Consider the following 17,438-nt stretch of genomic DNA (forward strand, 5'->3'; position numbering starts at 1 on the left):
CAGCACGCGCTCCACGGTCACCCTGTGGGCGCGCAGTTGCGCCCCCACCAGCCCCAGCGCCCGGTCCACCGCCGCCTCTACCGGGGTGGGCGAAAGGGCCGCGTCGCCGTGGGCCACCAGCGCCCGCATGTGGTCGATGATGTCGCGGATGCGCGCCGTTTCGCCAAGGATCAGCGAAAGGCGGGCCAGCAGGGTTTCGCGGTCCGGAGCCCGGTCCTTTTCCGCCAGCATCTCCAGGCTGCCCGCGTACAGTTGCAGGGCCGACAGGGGCTGGTTGATCTCGTGGGCAATGCCCGTGGCCAGGGTGCCCATGGCCTCCAGCTTGCGGGCGCGCTGCAGTCGTTCCTCCACGCGCAGCCGGTCCGTCTCGTCCTCCAGCATGACGATGACCGAATCCACCCCACCGTCGCCCGCCAGAATGGGGCATGACGTCAGGCGGTACGACCGTCGGCCGCCGGAGCGGGCCGTGGTCTCCAGCCGCCATTCATGGGTCTGCCCGTCGCGGAAGGTGGCCAGGCAGGCGCAGCCGGGGCAGCGGGTATTGTCCTCGCCGCAGTGCTCGGCCAGCATGCGGCACAGCAGCCCGCCGGGCGCCGCCGCATCTCCGAACCATTCGCGCAGGCGCGGGTTGGAGGCGGTGATGCCCAGGGCCCGGTCCAGCACGGCAATGCCCAGGGTCAGGTTGTCGGTGATGGAACGGTAGCGCCCCTCGCTGATGGACAGGGCTTCCTGAGCGCGCACCCCGGAGGTGATGTCAATGCCCAGCTTGAGTACCAGGGGCGAGCCGTCCACGTCCTCGAAGGGATAGGAATAGATGCGGAAGGCAGAGCGGCGTTCCGGGCAGGCCCACTCGCACACGCACAGGGTGCGCGAATCGAACACGTCGAAGGGCGGGCACAGCGCACAGGGATGGTTCTGGCCCCGGATAATCTCGTAGCAGGGGCGGCCCACGCCGGGGCCGAACAACTGGCGGAAGCCCCTGTTTTCGTACCGGATGGAATAATCCGGCCCCAGCAGCACCACGTAGGCGGGCAGCCTGTCCAGCAGGTTGAGCAGCCGGGTCCGTTCGCTCCATGCCGGAGCGGGCCCCTCGCTGGACTGGCTGGGCAGAGGGGTTGCCGTCAGGGTGGCGCAGAGCACCGGGCCTTCGCCTTCTGCCCCGGTCGCGACGCTGCGAAGGGGGCGCGGAGTGACCAGCAGTTCCACCGGGGTGCCGGTTTCGCCGCGCAGGGACAGGGAATACGGGGTGGGAGCACCGGTCGCCTGACGGTGCATCTCGCGTTCGAGCACGGAAAGGTTGCCGGGCGAGGAGAGTTCCCCCACCAGGCGGGGCAGAAATTCCGATGCGTGCCAGCCGGTCTGGGGCATGATGACCGATGCCGCATAGCTGAAGCCGCCCATGGGCGTGGGTTCGGGCCGCGGCTGGACACTGGCGTCTGAACGACTTGAGGATGTTGAGGATGTTGTGGGGCTCGCGGACGCGAGGGGGCTGGCCGGATCGGACGAATTCCTCGGCGCGGCGTACGGTACGCCGGGAACATCGGCAATCTGGGACAGCAGTGCGGCCACGGGCGAAGGCAGGCGGCGCGGTAGACGCATGACCCGGTCCGCAACAGTCAGCCCGCCGGGCAGGCCGGCCCCGGCAAACGCGGATGCAAGGCGGGCCGTGTCCGGCGTGCGAGAGGCGTCGTCCCCCTCGGATGAGACGGGCTGTGCCGCGTGGTCGTCCGGTGCGTGCATGATGATGCCGCATAGTGTTCTTTTTCGCACACAGCGTCAAAAGCTAATTCCCAAGGGCAAAACAGTGCGATTCCGCACGGAATGCACGTCTGAAGACACGCGTGGCGCATGCGGGATGCACTGCAAATCATCGTGACGGGAACGCGCTCCCAGCCGGGGAATGCGGAATACCTGGCGCGGAAAGCGGGAGAAACGTGCGAGGGAGGGGGCGGGAGGGGCCGGTCAGCCTTGCCGCGCAAGCCCGGTCAGACGCGCCACCCGCTCGATTTCCTCGTGAAAGGCGACGGGCTGGATGGGTTTGGCCACATAGCCGTCCATGCCGACGGCCAGCATGCGGTCGCGGTCGCCTGACAGGGCGTGCGCCGTCATGGCCACCACGGGCAGGGCCGGGCTGACGCCGGGGTGCATGGAATTGCGGATGCGGCGCAAGGTTTCGAACCCGTTCATGCGCGGCATCTCCATGTCCAGCAACACCAGGTCGAAGCGTTCCGCCGCAAGCCGGGTCAGGGCCTCCACGCCGTCCTGGGCAGTGGCGCAGGTATGCCCGCGCCGTTGCAGCAGGCGCGCGGCAATGGTGCGGGCCACCTCGCTGTCATCGACCACCAGCACGTGCAGCGAACAGTCCGCCGGTTCTCCGGGCCGGGGTACGGCAAGGTGGGTGGCGGAATGACACGCGGACCGCGCGGCGAACCCGGCTGATTCGCCGGACTGCGGTCCGGACTGCGGCATCGGCTGAAGCGACGGCGCCGGTGAGACCGCATCCAGCAGGCGGACCAACGCGCCGGGCATGGCCGCAGCCCCCCGCCCCGCCGCAGGGTGCGGCTTGTCCCCACCCGGGGCAGGGGCACCGGACGTACTGAACGTCCCGGCCACGGGAGGCGCATCGGGCATCGCCCTCCGCAACTGCGTCGCCGCCTCGGCCTGGGGTGCGGGCGCGGAGCGCAGGCGGCAGGTGAAATGAAACGAACTGCCCACGCCCGGCGTGCTGCGCGCCCAGATGCTGCCGCCCATCATGCCCACCAACTGGCGGCAGATGGACAGGCCAAGGCCGGAACCACCATACGTGGCCCCGGTGTCGTCGGACGCCTGGGCGTACAGTTCGAAAATGGATTCCAGCCGGTCCTCGGCAATGCCGATGCCGGTATCACGCACGGTGAACAGCAGGGTGGCCCCGCCCGGTTCCCCTGGCGGAAACAGCGACTCGAACAGGCTCGGCGGCGATGGAACCGGCGCAACCTCCACCGAGACCACACCCGCATGGGTGAACTTCACCGCGTTGCCCACAAGGTTGGCCAGCACCTGGGTCAGCCGCACCTGGTCGCCCGCCAGCACGGGGGGGATATCCGGCGCCACCCGCCACGACAGGGCCAGGCCCCGCCGCGCCGCCTCCGACTGTACCGAGCGCATCACCTTGCGCACCACGGCGGCAGGCTCGAAAGGGCGTTCCACCAGGCGGATCTGCCGTGCCTCCAGCCGGGAGAAGTCCAGTACATCGTTGAGCAGGACCAGCAGCGTTTCCGCAGATTCCAGCACGGTGACCAGATGGTCGCGCTGTTCCTCGTCCCCTGCCGATTCCAGCGCAAGGTCGGTCATGCCCAGGATGCCGTTGAGCGAATTGCGTATCTCGTGGCTCATGCCCGCCAGAAAGGCGCTCTTGGCGATGCTGGCGTTCTCTGCGGTGCGCCGGGCCTCGTCCAGGTCGCGCACGGCGCGGTGCTTCAGCAGGGCCACCTCGATGGTGGAATGCAGCTCTCGCTCTTCGAAGGGCTTTACCAGAAAGCCGAACGGGCCGCATGACTTGGCTCGCTCCAGGGTGGCCGCATCGGAAAATGCCGTCAGGAACACCACGGGCACCCCGTACTGACCGGCGATGCGCCCCGCCGCCTCTATCCCGTCCATGGGGCCGCGCAAGCGGATATCCATCAGCACGAGATCGGGCCGCAGTTCTCCTGCCATGCGTACGGCCTCTTCCCCGTCGGCGGCCATGGCGGGCACGGCATACCCCAGACGCTCCAGGGTACGCCGAATGTCCAGCGCCACGATCTGCTCGTCGTCGACAATGACCACCGAAGGGCGGGTCGAATCCGGAAGAAGCTGCTGTTGCGTCATGGGCGCTGTCCGCGACGGTGTGGTGTTTGCGGCGGGTGCGGGGACGAAACCTTGTACTGCAACGGCGGCGGCGATCCCCCTGGGCAGGCCGAGCATGTACATACCAGCGTATGACTCGTTTCCGCCCTCAACGCAAGGCATCAGGCGCGTCGCCCCCCGTACCGGTTTTCCCCCATTCCGGAAGAAAGGGCCGCACCGCTTTCACGGCACGGCCCTTTCGGCGTGGTCATGTCATGTTCGCCCCGCGGGTTTCGCGCTGCCGCGGGATGTGGCGATCAGAAGCGTTGCAGCACCCAGGCCACACGGCCCACGATGCGTTCCGCGTGCTTGTTCACGGGCAGGTATTGTTCCGGATGGGCCGGATTTTCGGAACGCAGCACGAAACGGGCCTTTTCCGCATCCAGGAAGATGCGTTTCAGCGACACGCCCTCGTAGGGAACGTACACACCGTACAACTCGCCGGACACCACGTTCTTCTGCGCCGTATCGATGCCCACGTAGGCGCCCTTGCGCACCAGCGGCTCCATGCTCGAGGCATCCATGCGCACAACCTGCACGGAGGGGCCGGAGTACGACTGCGGCACGGACAGCTTGCCAATGGCCTTCAGCGGGCTGCCGCCCTGCTCCGTGACCTCGCAGTGCATGGAATGCACGGTCACCACGCTGCTCTTGGCATCTGGATCGCCGTAGCGGGCCGGATCTTCCAGCACCATGCCCGCCGCCGGGGCGTCCAGGGGCTGGTAGCCCTGCTCTGTGCGCAGGTACATGGGGCCAGAAGCCTTCTTGAGCCAGTCGGGGTTCAGGCCGAACTTCTCGAACAGCTTCATGTACCAGTCGGAGGGCACCGAATTGCGGCGCTTGGCGTCGGAAATGCTGGATTGCCGGATGTCGAGCACCTCGGCAAGTTCCACCTGCGTACGCGTATTGGTGGCCAGTTTGATACGTTCAAAGACTTCTTCAAAGGTGGACACGGTGTTCTCCCATTCAAGAATTAGGGCCTCACGGCCGCGACCCGGCGCGGCGGAAACCGGTCCCCGGTGCGTGCGCGCCCCGCTTTTCAAGCGGCTGCGACGCGCTTTTGCAGTGCTGCCTCGCACGGAACGAGCGACACGTCAATGCCATGATGCAGGTGCTCGCCATCAAATGGCTACCCACATCGGCAACGCTGCGTCGCTCACTGCCGACCGCGTTCCGGGTCGTTACGCATCAAAGCAATACAAGAACGGTACCACCAGCGGATAGAGTTCATGATTTCCGGGGGTAACAGCTTGTATAGCGTAACGCGCTTACCGGTATCAGGGCAACGGCACGTAACATGTTACACCTTGCTCATGCCAAAGGTGTAACAATGTTACACTACCGACCCTGAAACTGTTTCAGGAAGGGATCGCTGGGGGTGAGAATGACACGCGTGTTATCACGGAACACCTTGCGGTAGGCATCCAGACTGCGCTGGAAGTCGTAGAACTCCGGCGACTGCGAAAGCGCCTCGGAGAATATCCGGGCGGCGTCGGCATCGCCTTCGCCCCGCAGTATCTCGGACTTGCGGGTGGCCTCGGCCATCAGCACGGTACGCTCGCGGTCGGCTGTAGAGCGAATCTTGGTCGATTCCTCCTGGCCTTCCGAGCGGTACTGCTTGGCCTGGCGCTCGCGTTCGGCGCGCATGCGACCGAAGATGGCGCGCTGGTTCTCCGTGGGCAGGTCGGTGCGCTTGATGCGCACGTCGATGATCTCCATGCCGTACTCGCGCAACAGTTCAGAGGTGCGGGCCGTCACCGCGCCCATGATCTCGGCGCGCTTGGACGAAACCACCTCGGTCAGGGTATTGCGCCCCACAAAGACGCGCAACTGCGAATACACGGTATCGTCCAGGCGGGCCTGGGCGCCGGGAATGGTGCGCACGGTGCGGTAGAAGGTCAGCGGGTCGGTGATGCGCCAGCGGGCGTAGTTGTCCAGCACGATGGCCTTCTTGTCGCTGGTCAGGGCCTCTGCCGAGCGGGCATCGTAGTCCAGGATGCGCGAGTCGAAGTACACCACGTTCTGGACGAACGGCAGCTTGAAGTGCAGGCCCGGGGCCACCACGCCGCCCACGGGTTCGCCCAGTTGCAGCACGATGGCCTTCTGGGTCTGGTGCACGCTGTACATGCACTGGCTGCCCATGACCAGCAGCGCAGCAAGGGCAATGAGCACGGTTATGGTACGACGGTCCATGCTATTCGCTCCCCTTGCGGGCCGCGCCCGCATCGCCACGGGGCCGTGCCCCGTCCAGCGGCAGGTAGGGCAGCATGCGCGCCCCCGCCTCGCCGGGAATGACGATCTTTTCCATGCCGGGCGCGGAAAGCACCTCTTCCATGGCCTCCAGGTACAGGCGCTTGCGGGTCACGTCCTTGGCCTTGTTGTATTCCTTCAGCACGGCCAGAAAGCGGCTGGCCTGGCCTTCCGCCTCGCGCACGCGTGCCTGACGGTACGCCTCGGCCTGGTTGATCACCTCTGCGGCAAGACCTCTGGTGCGGGGGATAATTTCGTTCTGGTAGGCTTCGGCCTCGTTGATGATGCGGCTCTTGTCCTCGCGGGCACTGGCCACGTCCTTGAAGGCGTCGATGACCTCTTTCGGCGGATGCACGTCCTGCATCTGCACGGCCAGCACGCGCACGCCCACCTGGTAGATGTCCAGGATATCCTGCAACAGCGTCAGCGTCTCGTTCTGGATGAGCTGCTTGCCGTCGGTAAGCGCGGCGTCAATGCGGCTGTTGCCGATGACCTCGCGCATGGCGGCCTCGCCCGCGCTGCGCACCACCGCCGTGGGGTTGGTGACGTTGAACAGGTACTGGACGGGGTCCTTGATCTGGTACTGGATGCTGAACTGCACGTTGACGATGTTCTCGTCACCCGTGAGCATGGCGGCTTCCTCGGGCACGATGCGCCCGCCCCCCTGCTGGAACGAGGAGCCTTGCGCCACCGAGCGAAAGCCCACCTCGGCACGCTGCACCTGGGTCACCTTGGGGGTGTATACCGATTCCACGGGGAACGGCAGGTGGTAGTGCGGGCCGGATTCCACTGTGCGGTCGTAGCGGCCAAAACGCAGCACAACCCCCAGTTCGTCCGGCTCGACGATGTACACGCCCGATGCCGCCCATAAAAGGACGAACACGAGCGCCACCACCTTCCCCGCAGGGAAGGGGTATTCGCGGAACTTGCGGAAGGTTTCGCCGAGCTTCTCGAAGTCCGGTCCGGAGGGGTCGTCCCAACCGCCGGGGCCACCGGGGCCTCCAGAGCCGCCGGAACCGCCCGAACCACCTTCGTCCCCGTCGCCGGAGCCGCCGGACCCGCCGGAGCCTCCGCGCCACCCGGAGTGCCGCTGCCGTTTTTCTTGCAGTTTTTCCCAATCCCAGTTCATAATACCTCAAAAATAGGGCAGATGTGGAGAGCGGTCAAGGCATGACGCCGATTTAGCGCCCCACCCCGCCTGCCGGAGCAGCCATGAAACCAATTTCGGACCGCCCGTTCAGGGCCTATGACATACGCGGCATCGTCGATGCCGACTTCGACGCCGAATGGGTGGAGCGCCTGGGGCGCGCCTGCGGCACCTACCTGCTGGAACGCGGCATCAGCGCAGCCGTGGTGGGCCACGACTGCCGCCACAGTTCCCCCGCCTACCACGACGCGCTCACCGCCGGACTCATCGCCTGCGGCATCGATGTGGTCAGCGTGGGCATGGTGCCCACCCCCCTGTTGTACTTCGCCGTGCGCCACCTGGAGCGCCAGGGTGGCATCATGATCACCGCAAGCCACAACCCTCCGGAATACAACGGCTTCAAGGTATGGGCCGGGCAGACCACCATCCACACCACCGAAATCCGGCGCATCTACGAGATATTCGCCGCCGGGCGCTTTGCCTCGGGCAAGGGCGTGGGCTGCACCATGGACATCGTGCCTGCCTACATGGAAGCCGTGACGCAACGGGTGCAGCTGGCCCCGCGCGCCCGCGGTCCCCTCAAGGTGGTGGTGGACGGCGGCAACGGCGCGGGCGGCGAACTGTGCGCCGACCTGCTGCGCCGCCTGGGTGCGGACGTGATCGAACAGTACTGCGACCCGGACGGGGCCTTTCCCAACCACCACCCCGACCCGGTGGTGGAAGCCAACATGCGCGACCTGATCGCCCGCGTGGCCAGCGAAGGGGCGGACCTGGGCATAGGCCTGGACGGCGACGCCGACCGGCTGGGCGCGGTGGACGCGCAGGGCCGCCTGCTGTTCGGCGACGAGTTGCTCTCGCTCTTCGCGCGCGACCTGCTGGCCCGCGTGCCCGGCGGCGAGGTGATGGCCGACGTGAAGTGTTCGCACCGCCTGTTCCGCGACATAGAGGCCCACGGCGGCAAGCCCACCATGTGGATCACCGGCCATTCGGTGATGAAGGCCCGCATGCTGGAGGTCAACGCGCCGCTGGCGGGCGAGATGAGCGGTCACATGTTCTTCAACGAGGGGTGGTACGGCTTCGACGACGCCATCTACGCCGCCGCCCTGCTGCTGCGCATCCTGTCCGCGTCCGACGTGCCGCTGACGGCGCTGCCCGGCTGGCCGCCCTCGCACGCCACGCCAGAACTGCACATGTCCTGCCCGGACGAACTGAAATTCGCCGTGGTGCGCCGCGCGCAGGAACACTTCCGCGCGCTGTACGACGTCAACGAGATCGACGGCGCGCGCATCACCTGGCCCGACGGCTGGGCACTGGTGCGCGCATCCAACACCCAGCCGGTGCTGGTGCTGCGCTTCGAGGCGGAAACGCCGGAGCGCCTGGCCGAAATCCGCACTCTGGTGGAAGCGCCGCTCACTGCCTGGATAGCCGAGGCCCGCGCGGCCAGGGACGCCACGGCATAGCCCCGCCGCAAACGTCCGGCGCACCCGTGCCCGCATGCCGCCAGCATGGGTGGAGTGCCGGGGGAGATGCATCATGAAAATACTCAAGGCCAGCCGCATGGAACGTTGCATCGGCTGCCACGGCTGTTCGCTTGCCTGCGCGCGCCTAGTCCACAAGCGCCTGTCGTGGGCCACGGCGGGCATCCGCATCACCTCCGCAGGCGGGCTTTCCACAGGGTTCGAGGCACGCCTGTGCCTGGCCTGCAACCCCGCCCCCTGCGCCCTGGCCTGCCCCACCGGGGCCTATGCCCAGCGCAAGGGCGGCGGGGTGAAGGTAAACCGCGACCTGTGCATCCGGTGCGGCAACTGTGCCGCCGCCTGCCCGGTGGACGCCATCCACCTGGACGGCGAAACCGGGCTGCCCTACGTGTGCATCCACTGCGGGCGCTGCGTGCCCTTCTGCCCGCATGCGTGCATAGAACTGGCCGATCTGCCCGATACGCCGGATACGCCGGATACGCCGGATACGCCGGAACAGGCCAACCCGGACAAGACGCCGGATGCGCCCGCCCCCGGGGCAGACGCCGACGCCGCAAGGGAGGCCCCCCATGCCCGCTAGCGCCACCGCTTCGCGCGTGCTGCACGTCGACCTGGCCACCGGGGCCTCGCGCATCATCCCGTTCGAGGGACGCCCCCTGCACCTTGGCGGCAGCGGCCTGGCCGCCGCCCTGTACGAGGCCTACGGCCTGCCCGGGGCACCCGCCGAAGACCCGCGCCAGCCGCTGATCTTCGCCATCGGCCCGCTGACCGGCTACTACCCGCTCATGAGCAAGGTGGTGTGCGGGTTCCGTTCGCCCTACAACGGACAATGGGCCGAAAGCCACGCCGGGGGCCGCCTGGCCCTGGCGTTGCGCTTTGCCGGGTACGACGCGCTGATGATCACCGGTGCGGCGCGCACCCTGTCCTGCCTGGTGGTGGGGTCGCGCCGGCTGGAGGTGCACGACGTGCACTACCTGCGCGGCCAGGACGTGTTCGTCACCGGCAAGTACCTGCGCCGCTTCGGCAAGGACAGCTCCGGCCACCGCTCCACGGTGCGCATCGGCCCGGCGGGCGAGAAGGGCGTGGCCTTCGCCTGCGCCAACGTGGATTCCTTCCGCCATTTCGGCAGGTTGGGTGCTGGTGCCGTGATGGGCGCCAAGAACCTCAAGGGCATCGTGGTGCTGGGGGACGGCGGCGCCGCCCTGCCGGAAGGCAAGGACTACCCCAAACTGTTCCGGGACATCTACGGCGCCGTCACCGGCACCGACATGATGCAGAAGTACCACGACCTCGGCACGGCGGAGAACCTTTCGGTGCTCAACGAGCTGAAGGCCCTGCCGTGGCGCAACCTGCAAGCCACCACCGATCCGGCCATCGACGGCATTTCCGGCGAACGCTTCGCCGAACAGCTGTTGTTGCGCCAGACGGCCTGCGCGGGCTGCCCAGTGGGCTGCATCCACATCGGCCTGTTGCGCCAGCAGTTCGCGCGGGACCACGAGTTCCTGTACAAGCAGGTGTCGTACGACTACGAACCCATCTTCGCCCAGGGTTCCATGCTGGGGCTGACCAACGCTTCCGACGTGCTGGCCCTGCTGGACGATACCGAAAAGCTGGGGCTGGACTGCATGAGCGCGGGCGTGGCCCTGGCCTGGGCCACGGAAGCCCTGGAACGCGGCGTGATCACAGAGGCCGAGACCATCGTCCCGCTGGCTTTCGGCAACGTGGCTGCCTACATGACCGGCCTGAACCACCTGGCCAACGGCGCCAACGAGTTCTGGCGCACCCTGGGCCGGGGCACCCCCTCTGCCACCGACGCATACGGAGGCCGAGAGTTTTCATGCGTGCTGGGTCAGGAAATGGCGGGGTATGCCACGGGAGAGGTGTTCTTCGTGGCGCAGGCGCTGGGCTTTCGCCATTCGCACCTGGACAGCGGCGGCTATTCCTTCGACCAGTCCGTCCCCCCGCGCGAGCCGGGCACCTTCCGCACGCCCGAGGAAATCGCGGCGGACGTGGACAAGGCCGTGGCCTTCCTGGCCGACGACGAACAGAAACGCATCGCCATCAACTGCATGGTGGCCTGCCTGTTCTCTCGCAAGGCCTATTCCATGCCGCGCCTGCAGGAGGCGCTGGCGGCCATCGGCTGTCGGGCAGAGGCAGACGGCATGCCAGACGCCCTGCGCACCGTGCAGGCGGCGCGCTGGCGGCTGAAGCTGCAAACCGGCTATCGCCCCGAGGAAGTGACCATTCCCAAACGCTTCACCGAAATCGTCACATGGAAGGGCCCCATCGACACGACCTACATGGAAGCCCTGCGCCTGGCCTACGTGGACGCCATCCGCCGCATGGCGGACGCCCCCGCCCCGACGGCGGACTGAGGCCCCGGAACCATGTTCCTCCGGTTTCCCAAGCGCGAACGCACAGAGGCGCGCCTGCCGCTGGTCAACGCCGACACGCCGGGCCAGTTCTTTCTGCGCACCATGCTGCTCATCGCCGTATTCGCATTGACGGCATGGGCCTTCTGGGCCAACACCGAACGCCGCCTGGCAGACGTGCGCGCCGCATCCGCGGTATGGGACGAGGCGGAACTGCTGACCGACGCGCAGGAAAAGGCCCTGCGCGAACTGGTGGACGCCTTCCGCGAGGTGCACGGGGTAAAGCTGCTCATCCACATCCGGCGCGATACCCCGGAACTGCCCAGGCTGGACGCCCAGACCCTGTTCGTGGGACTGTGCCCGGCCAAGGGGCAGGCCATAGTGGAGCTGCCCCCGCTGCTGCGCAAGGCCTACGGCGAAACCCTGGCCCAGGCCCTGGAAAACGACTGGCTGCGCCCCGCCATGGCCTCCGGCCAGTGGGCCGAGGGGCTGGTGCGCACCCTGAAACACCTGTGGGACAGACTGGGCGAAAACTGACCGGCAGCGAACCTGGCCCGGCCCCGCAGCAGCCCGGCCAGCGCGGCGCCTGAACCGGCCTCGCCTGACTTATCCGGCCTCATCTGGCTGATCCGGCCTCATCTGGCTGATCCGGCCTCACCTGGCTTATCCGGCCCGCATCCGCATCACCTGCAACCCCATCACCGGACCATTCCATGACCATGAAGAACGTCCAGGCCTTCACCGACGGCTCGTGCCTCGGCAACCCCGGCCCCGGCGGCTGGGCCGCCGTACTGCGCTGCAACGGCTCCGAACGCGAGCTTTCGGGGGGCTTTGCCCTTACCACCAACAACCGCATGGAAATCCTGGCGGTGATCGAGGCGCTGGCCCTGCTCAATGAGCCGTGCGGCGTGGATCTGTACACGGACTCGCAGTACGTGCGCAACGCGGTGGAAAAGAAGTGGCTGGCGGGCTGGCGCCGCAACGGCTGGAAGACCAGCGACAAGAAGCCGGTGAAGAACCGCGACCTGTGGGAACGGCTGCAACCCCTGCTGGACCTGCATCAGGTGCGCTTTCACTGGGTGCGCGGCCATTCCGGCCACCCCGAAAACGAACGGTGCGACGTGCTGGCCCGCAAGCAGGCATCGTCGCGCGGGCTGCCGCCCGACACGGGCTACCCGGGGTAAATCGGAGCACGTCACACGGGCGTGCGGCACGGCTTTCGATGGCGGGGCGTTCCCGGTAGGGTTCGCCCCCATTCTTTTTTTCGGTAAATCCGGCTAGAAGCGCGCATGCCCCCCCGCACCGCCATCACCGAACGCCCCGTCGAACGGGCCACGGAGCGCCCCATGGTCACCCGCACCCGCAACGGCCAGGCCCTCGACCTGCCCCTTGGCACGCGCATGTTGCTGAACATCGCGGGCACCAAGGAAAACCTGTCCAGCGAACTGGTGGGGTTGCAGCACTTCGAATACCTGATCCTGAAAATGCCGCTGGTACCGGGCATCCGGGCGCGCCTGCTGAACGGCGAGATGGTGACCCTGCGCTACATCTCCGGGGGCACCATCTTCGGGTTCAAGAGCCAGGTGCTGAACCACATCGTCAAGCCGGGCTTCCTGCTGTTCGTGGACTACCCCGATTCCATGGAACAGGTGGACCTGCGCCAGCACCGCCGGGTCAACTGCCTGTTGCCCGCCGCCGTGCATGGCCGCCACGGGACGTACAAGTGCATCCTGCTGGACCTCAGCGAGGGCGGCTGCAAGGTTTCGCTGGAATTGCAGCGCGACGATCCCTTCCGCGAAACCGCCGTGGATGACATGCTGGTGTTGCAGTGCGGTTTCTTTGCTGCGGAGGGTGCGGCCCAGACCACCCTTTCGAGCCTGGTGAAAAGCATTTCCATGGACGGCAACCGCATGCAGCTGGGGCTGAAGTTCGCGGACCTCAGCACCGACACCCAACTGGAACTTTCCAGCTATCTCGACAACGTGTCCAGCCTGATCTGACCTGTCCCGATCCGGCGTGACGCAGTTCCGCATGCTCCGGCCCGTTCGCGGTCGCTGCGGCGCCCCCGCCATGCGCCCGTTTCACGCATCCTTCCCGGCATTCCCGCGTCCCTCCCGGCCCCCTCGTACCCTTGCCGGCATCCGGACGTACGCTCAGGATCCGGCATCGGCGCTTGACGCCCCCCGGTCCCGCCACTACCTGATGCCTCATGCGTGCGCGGCCACAGCCCCGCGCGCCGCGCCGCCCGGCGCGCATCATCCCGCACGGAGCACCGCATGACCGACGCGCAGACCATCTGGCACCTCTGGGACGGCCTTGGCCGCCCCCTGCTGCGGCTGGTGCTGTCCATGGCCGTCGGGCTGTTCGTGGCCAACTGCATCGAAGCACTGAACTGGACGCGGGGAGTGGCCCGCCTGGCCGCGCCGCTGGTGCGCCTGGGGCACCTGCGCGACGTGGCCGGGGCCTCGTTCTCGCTGGCGTTCTTCTCGTCCGTGGCGTCCAACTCGCTGCTGGCCGAAAGCTACGAGAAGGGCGAACTGTCCCGGCGGGAACTGCGCTTCGCCAACCTGTTCAACAGTCTGCCCAGCTACTTCGTCCACCTGCCCACGCTGTTCTTCATCACCTGGCCGGTGCTGGGCTTTCCCGCCGTGGTCTACGTGGGACTGACGCTGCTGGCCGCCTTCCTGCGCACCGCGCTGACGGTGGCCTGCGGTCGGGTGCTGCTGCCCCCGCTGCCCGAAGGGTGCGTCACCTGCCGTCTGAACGGGCACGAATCCAAAGGCTGGCGGGCCGGGCTGCGCACGGCCTGGGTGCGCTTTCGCAAGCGCATGCCCCGGGTGATCTTTTTCACCGTGCCCACCTACGCGGCCATGTACTTCATGCAGCAGGCGGGCTGGTTCGAACTGGCAGAGGCGTGGATGACCCGGCACATGGGCGCCCTGTCCTTTCTGCGGCCAGAGGCGCTGGGCATCGTGCTGCTGCATCTGGCGGCGGAGTTCGGCGCGGCGGTGTCCGCCGCGGGGGCCGTGCTGGGCGGCGGCGGACTGACCGAGCGCGAAATCGTGCTGGCCCTTCTGGCGGGCAACGTGCTGTCCACGCCCATGCGGGCCTTCCGCCACCAGTTTCCGTCCTATGCCGGGTACTTCAAGCCCGCGCTGGCGGCGGAGCTGATCGTGGTCAACCAAGCCCTGCGCGCCGCGTCCATCACGCTTGTGGGGGCGGGATACTATTGGCTGACGCTTCCCTGATCCTTCCTCCGGAAGGTCCGCCGCGACAAGTCGCCGCCAGTCGTCGCACTCGTTGCAGTCACCGCTGTCACCGTTGCCATCGCCAGCCGCCACCGCATCTCCCCGCCGATTCCCCGGCTCACTGACACGCCCGCGTCATTCGCCGACGATCTTCACCAGCACCCGCTTGCGCCGCCCCCCGTCGAACTCTCCGTAAAACACCTGCTCCCACGGACCCAGGTCCAACTTGCCTTCGGTCACGGCCACCACCACCTCGCGCCCCATGATCTGACGCTTCATGTGCGCGTCGGCGTTGTCCTCGCCCACGTTGTGGCGGTACTGGCGCACCGGCTCGTGCGGGGCCAGCCGCTCCAGCCACTGTTCGTAGTCGTGGTGCAGGCCGCTTTCGTCGTCATTGATGAACACGCTGGCCGTGATGTGCATGGCATTGACCAGGCACAGCCCCTCGCGGATGCCGCTGGCCGCCAGTTCCGCGTCCACCTGCGGGGTGATGTTGATGAACGCCCGCCGGGTGGGCACGTTGAACCACAATTCCTTGCGCCACGATTTCATGCCGCCTCTCCTCTTGCGCAAGCCGGCCAGCCTCGCCGGAGCCTCGCATTTTTTCTGTTTTACACATTTCCGTAATATTCAAGTCTCGTCCAGGTTGCATGCTGGCAGCCGCGGATCACCCCCCGCAAATGGCAGATACCGGGCACGATTGTGCGCGCTATCAATATTTCGCTACAAAAACGTCACACCTGAAACTTTTTTGCGACAAAAATGTAGCTTCGCGAAATTGTAAAAAACATGCATTCACGTGCACGCTCTCGGATATACCGGCGCACACATCACTGCAGTCACCCTTCATGTCCACTATCACCAGCGCGACGGGAACACGGCGCATCTTCGCACTGCATGTCACATCATGCCCGTGCACGAAAGGTACGTCCCATTCCACCGCACCTGTCGTGCGCCTGCGCTGCCATTGCATGGACACGCATCCCACCAGCCCACCTCCATCGCACATCACCCATAAACACCTTGCGCATACCATGCGCGCGATCATGCATGCCCGCGTTGCCTTGCCCGGTTCCGGACGGTATGCCCCATTTTCCATCATTTGGAATATCATGGACCATCCCGGAGGAAGGCAGCATGTCCCAGTGGCTCAAGAGCAATGACGTCCTTGGCACCACCAACCGCGGCAACACGGCGGAATCCGGCTTGTGCACCCTGTGCCGCGCCGACTGCATGGGCAAGTGCGAAACCTGGCTTTCGTGCATGAAGGGCCGCGAAACCCTGTACCCGCGCGACTTCGGCATCGTTACCGCGGGCAGCGGCAACACCACCCATGTGGGCGTATCGTACAACTCGCTGCGCATCCAGGGCTACAACTACGGGGCCTGCGGCGCGGGCGAAAAGGCCGCCACCGGCGATGCCCTGTTCACCGATGTTTCCCTTGCCGCCTCCTTCGGCGCGCAGCACAAGACCACCTGCCGCTACCCGCTGATGACCGGCGCGCTGGGCTCCACCTTCGTGGCCGCCAAGTACTGGGACGCCTTTGCCACCGGCTGCGCCATCTGTGGCGTGCCCATCGTGGTGGGCGAAAACGTGGTGGGCATCGACCGCGAGGCAGTGCTGGAAAACGGGCGCATCACCAAGGCCCCCGAACTGGAACGTCGCATCGACAACTACCTGCGCTACTATGACGGGCACGGCGCCATCATCGTGCAGCTGAACGTGGAGGACACCCGCAACGGCGTGGCCGAATACGTGGCGGGCAAGTACGGTGACAAGGTGATCATCGAGCTGAAGTGGGGCCAGGGCGCCAAGGACATCGGCGGCGAAATCGAGGTGAAGAGCCTGGAGTACGCCCAGTTCCTGAAGCAGCGTGGCTACCTGGTGGACCCCGACCCCACCCGGCCCGAAGTGCAGGAAGGCTACCGCACCGGCGCGGTGAAGGGCTTCGCCCGGCACAGCCGCCTGGGCTACACCGACCTTTCAGGCTATGAGCAGGTGCGCGAGAACTTCATGACCCAGGTGGCCTACCTGCGCTCGCTGGGCTTTGGCCGCATCTCGCTGAAAACCGGCGCCTACGGCATGGAGGCGCTGGCCATGTCCATCCGCCTGGCCTCCGAGTGCGAACTGGACCTGCTGACCATCGACGGCGCTGGCGGCGGCACCGGCATGAGCCCGTGGGACATGATGGAAACCTGGGGCGTGCCCTCCATCCTGCTGCACGCCAAGGCCGCCGAATACGCGGCCCTGCTGGCCGCCAGCGGTCGCCGGGTGGTGGACATGTCCTTCGCGGGCGGCTTTGCCAAGCCCAGCCAGATATTCAAGGCGCTGGCCCTTGGCGCGCCCTACACGAAGATGATCTGCATGGGCCGGGCCATGATGATTCCCGGCTTCCTCGGCTCCAACATCGAAGGCGTGCTGAAGCCGGAAAACCGCGCCCGCATCAGCGGAAACTGGGACACCCTGCCCAAGACCGTGGCAGAGCACGGCAGCACGGCGGAAGAAATCTTCGCCGGGTACCATGACGTGCAGGCAAAGATCGGCCGCGAGGCCATGAAGGACCTGCCCTACGGCGCCATTGCCATGTGGACCATGCTGGACAAGCTGGGCGCGGGCGTGCAGCAGCTGATGGCCGGTGCCCGCCGCTTCTCGCTGGACCAGATCCGCCGCGAGGACATTGCCTCGGGCAACCGCGAGACCGAGCGCGAAACCGGCATTCCGTTCATCACCGACGTGCAGGACGAGTTCGCCAGGGCCATCCTGAAGGCGTAACAGCCACGTGGATGCCGGAGCGGGCCTGCCCCGCACCGGCCTTTCCAGACGCGCCCGGCGCACTCACAAGCACACCGAATGACAACGGGGCGGAAACCAGCATGGTTTCCGCCCCGTTTCCTTTTGCAATCGGCACTGGGCCAGCCGACGCGGCCCCGGTTCCGTCCGCCCTACGGAATGAGGGGTTGCCCCGCAGCCAACCGACCGTCGATCTCGGCCACAGCCGTGGCCAGCCGGGCGGCGCGCGCCTGCGCATCTGCCCTGGCCGCGGCAACTTCGCCTTGCAGCACAGCCCGGCGCGACG

General features: G+C 66.8%; 14 protein-coding genes. 8 read left to right on the forward strand and 6 right to left on the reverse strand.

From position 1 onward, the window contains the following. The 5 genes from FVW20_RS09370 to hflK all read right to left on the reverse strand — a co-directional run. The coding region (locus FVW20_RS09370; RefSeq protein ID WP_231039004.1) for a histidine kinase dimerization/phospho-acceptor domain-containing protein at positions 1-1,401 on the reverse strand (1,401 nt) is incomplete at its 3' end. 561 nt (positions 1,402-1,962) lie between these two features. After that, a complete protein-coding gene (locus tag FVW20_RS09375; RefSeq protein ID WP_196609210.1) occupies positions 1,963-3,849 on the reverse strand; it encodes a response regulator in 1,887 nt (628 codons plus the stop codon). Positions 3,850-4,124: 275 nt separating this feature from the next. Continuing rightward, a complete protein-coding gene (locus FVW20_RS09380; RefSeq protein ID WP_196609211.1) occupies positions 4,125-4,820 on the reverse strand; it encodes a LexA family transcriptional regulator in 696 nt (231 codons plus the stop codon). 385 nt (positions 4,821-5,205) lie between these two features. Further along, positions 5,206-6,060: a protease modulator HflC gene (hflC, locus tag FVW20_RS09385; RefSeq protein ID WP_196609212.1), complete on the reverse strand. Its 855-nt coding sequence runs from the start codon at positions 6,058-6,060 to the stop codon at positions 5,206-5,208. A gap of 1 nt (position 6,061) precedes the next feature. Beyond that, a complete protein-coding gene (hflK, locus tag FVW20_RS09390; protein WP_196609213.1) occupies positions 6,062-7,246 on the reverse strand; it encodes an FtsH protease activity modulator HflK in 1,185 nt (394 codons plus the stop codon). Between the two features lie 83 nt (positions 7,247-7,329). Between hflK and FVW20_RS09395 the strand changes: the two genes are divergently transcribed. From FVW20_RS09395 to FVW20_RS09425, 7 genes are all read left to right on the forward strand, one after another. Further along, positions 7,330-8,724, forward strand: coding sequence for a phosphomannomutase/phosphoglucomutase (locus tag FVW20_RS09395; protein WP_196609214.1), 1,395 nt, complete (start codon positions 7,330-7,332; stop codon positions 8,722-8,724). A gap of 73 nt (positions 8,725-8,797) precedes the next feature. Beyond that, positions 8,798-9,322 (forward strand): 4Fe-4S binding protein, encoded by a 525-nt coding sequence (locus tag FVW20_RS09400; RefSeq protein ID WP_196609215.1) that lies wholly within the window; start codon positions 8,798-8,800, stop codon positions 9,320-9,322. Beyond that, positions 9,312-11,117, forward strand: coding sequence for an aldehyde ferredoxin oxidoreductase N-terminal domain-containing protein (locus FVW20_RS09405; protein ID WP_196609216.1), 1,806 nt, complete (start codon positions 9,312-9,314; stop codon positions 11,115-11,117). Before FVW20_RS09400 ends, FVW20_RS09405 begins: the two co-directional genes overlap by 11 nt. A 12-nt stretch (positions 11,118-11,129) precedes the next feature. Continuing rightward, positions 11,130-11,651 carry a TPM domain-containing protein gene (locus FVW20_RS09410; RefSeq protein WP_196609217.1) on the forward strand — a complete coding sequence of 174 codons (522 nt, stop codon included), beginning with the start codon at positions 11,130-11,132 and terminating at the stop codon, positions 11,649-11,651. Positions 11,652-11,827: 176 nt separating this feature from the next. Beyond that, on the forward strand, positions 11,828-12,298 hold the full coding sequence (gene rnhA / locus FVW20_RS09415) for a ribonuclease HI (RefSeq protein ID WP_196609218.1): 471 nt from the start codon (positions 11,828-11,830) through the stop codon (positions 12,296-12,298). 105 nt (positions 12,299-12,403) lie between these two features. After that, entirely contained in the window at positions 12,404-13,114 is a 711-nt protein-coding gene (locus FVW20_RS09420) for a flagellar brake protein (protein WP_196609219.1), read from the forward strand. 276 nt (positions 13,115-13,390) lie between these two features. Beyond that, the gene (locus FVW20_RS09425) at positions 13,391-14,362 is read left to right on the forward strand and encodes a hypothetical protein (protein ID WP_196609220.1); all 972 of its coding nucleotides are present in this window, start codon (positions 13,391-13,393) and stop codon (positions 14,360-14,362) included. Between the two features lie 135 nt (positions 14,363-14,497). On the opposite strand, the gene FVW20_RS09430 is transcribed toward FVW20_RS09425, so the two are convergent. Beyond that, positions 14,498-14,914: a secondary thiamine-phosphate synthase enzyme YjbQ gene (locus tag FVW20_RS09430; protein WP_196609221.1), complete on the reverse strand. Its 417-nt coding sequence runs from the start codon at positions 14,912-14,914 to the stop codon at positions 14,498-14,500. A gap of 585 nt (positions 14,915-15,499) precedes the next feature. On the opposite strand from FVW20_RS09430, the gene FVW20_RS09435 reads away from it, so the two are divergent. Next, positions 15,500-17,134: a glutamate synthase-related protein gene (locus FVW20_RS09435; RefSeq protein ID WP_196609222.1), complete on the forward strand. Its 1,635-nt coding sequence runs from the start codon at positions 15,500-15,502 to the stop codon at positions 17,132-17,134. Positions 17,135-17,438 lie beyond the last annotated feature (304 nt).

Source organism: Nitratidesulfovibrio oxamicus (assembly GCF_015731765.1).
GTDB classification, from domain to species: Bacteria; Desulfobacterota; Desulfovibrionia; order Desulfovibrionales; family Desulfovibrionaceae; genus Cupidesulfovibrio; species Cupidesulfovibrio oxamicus.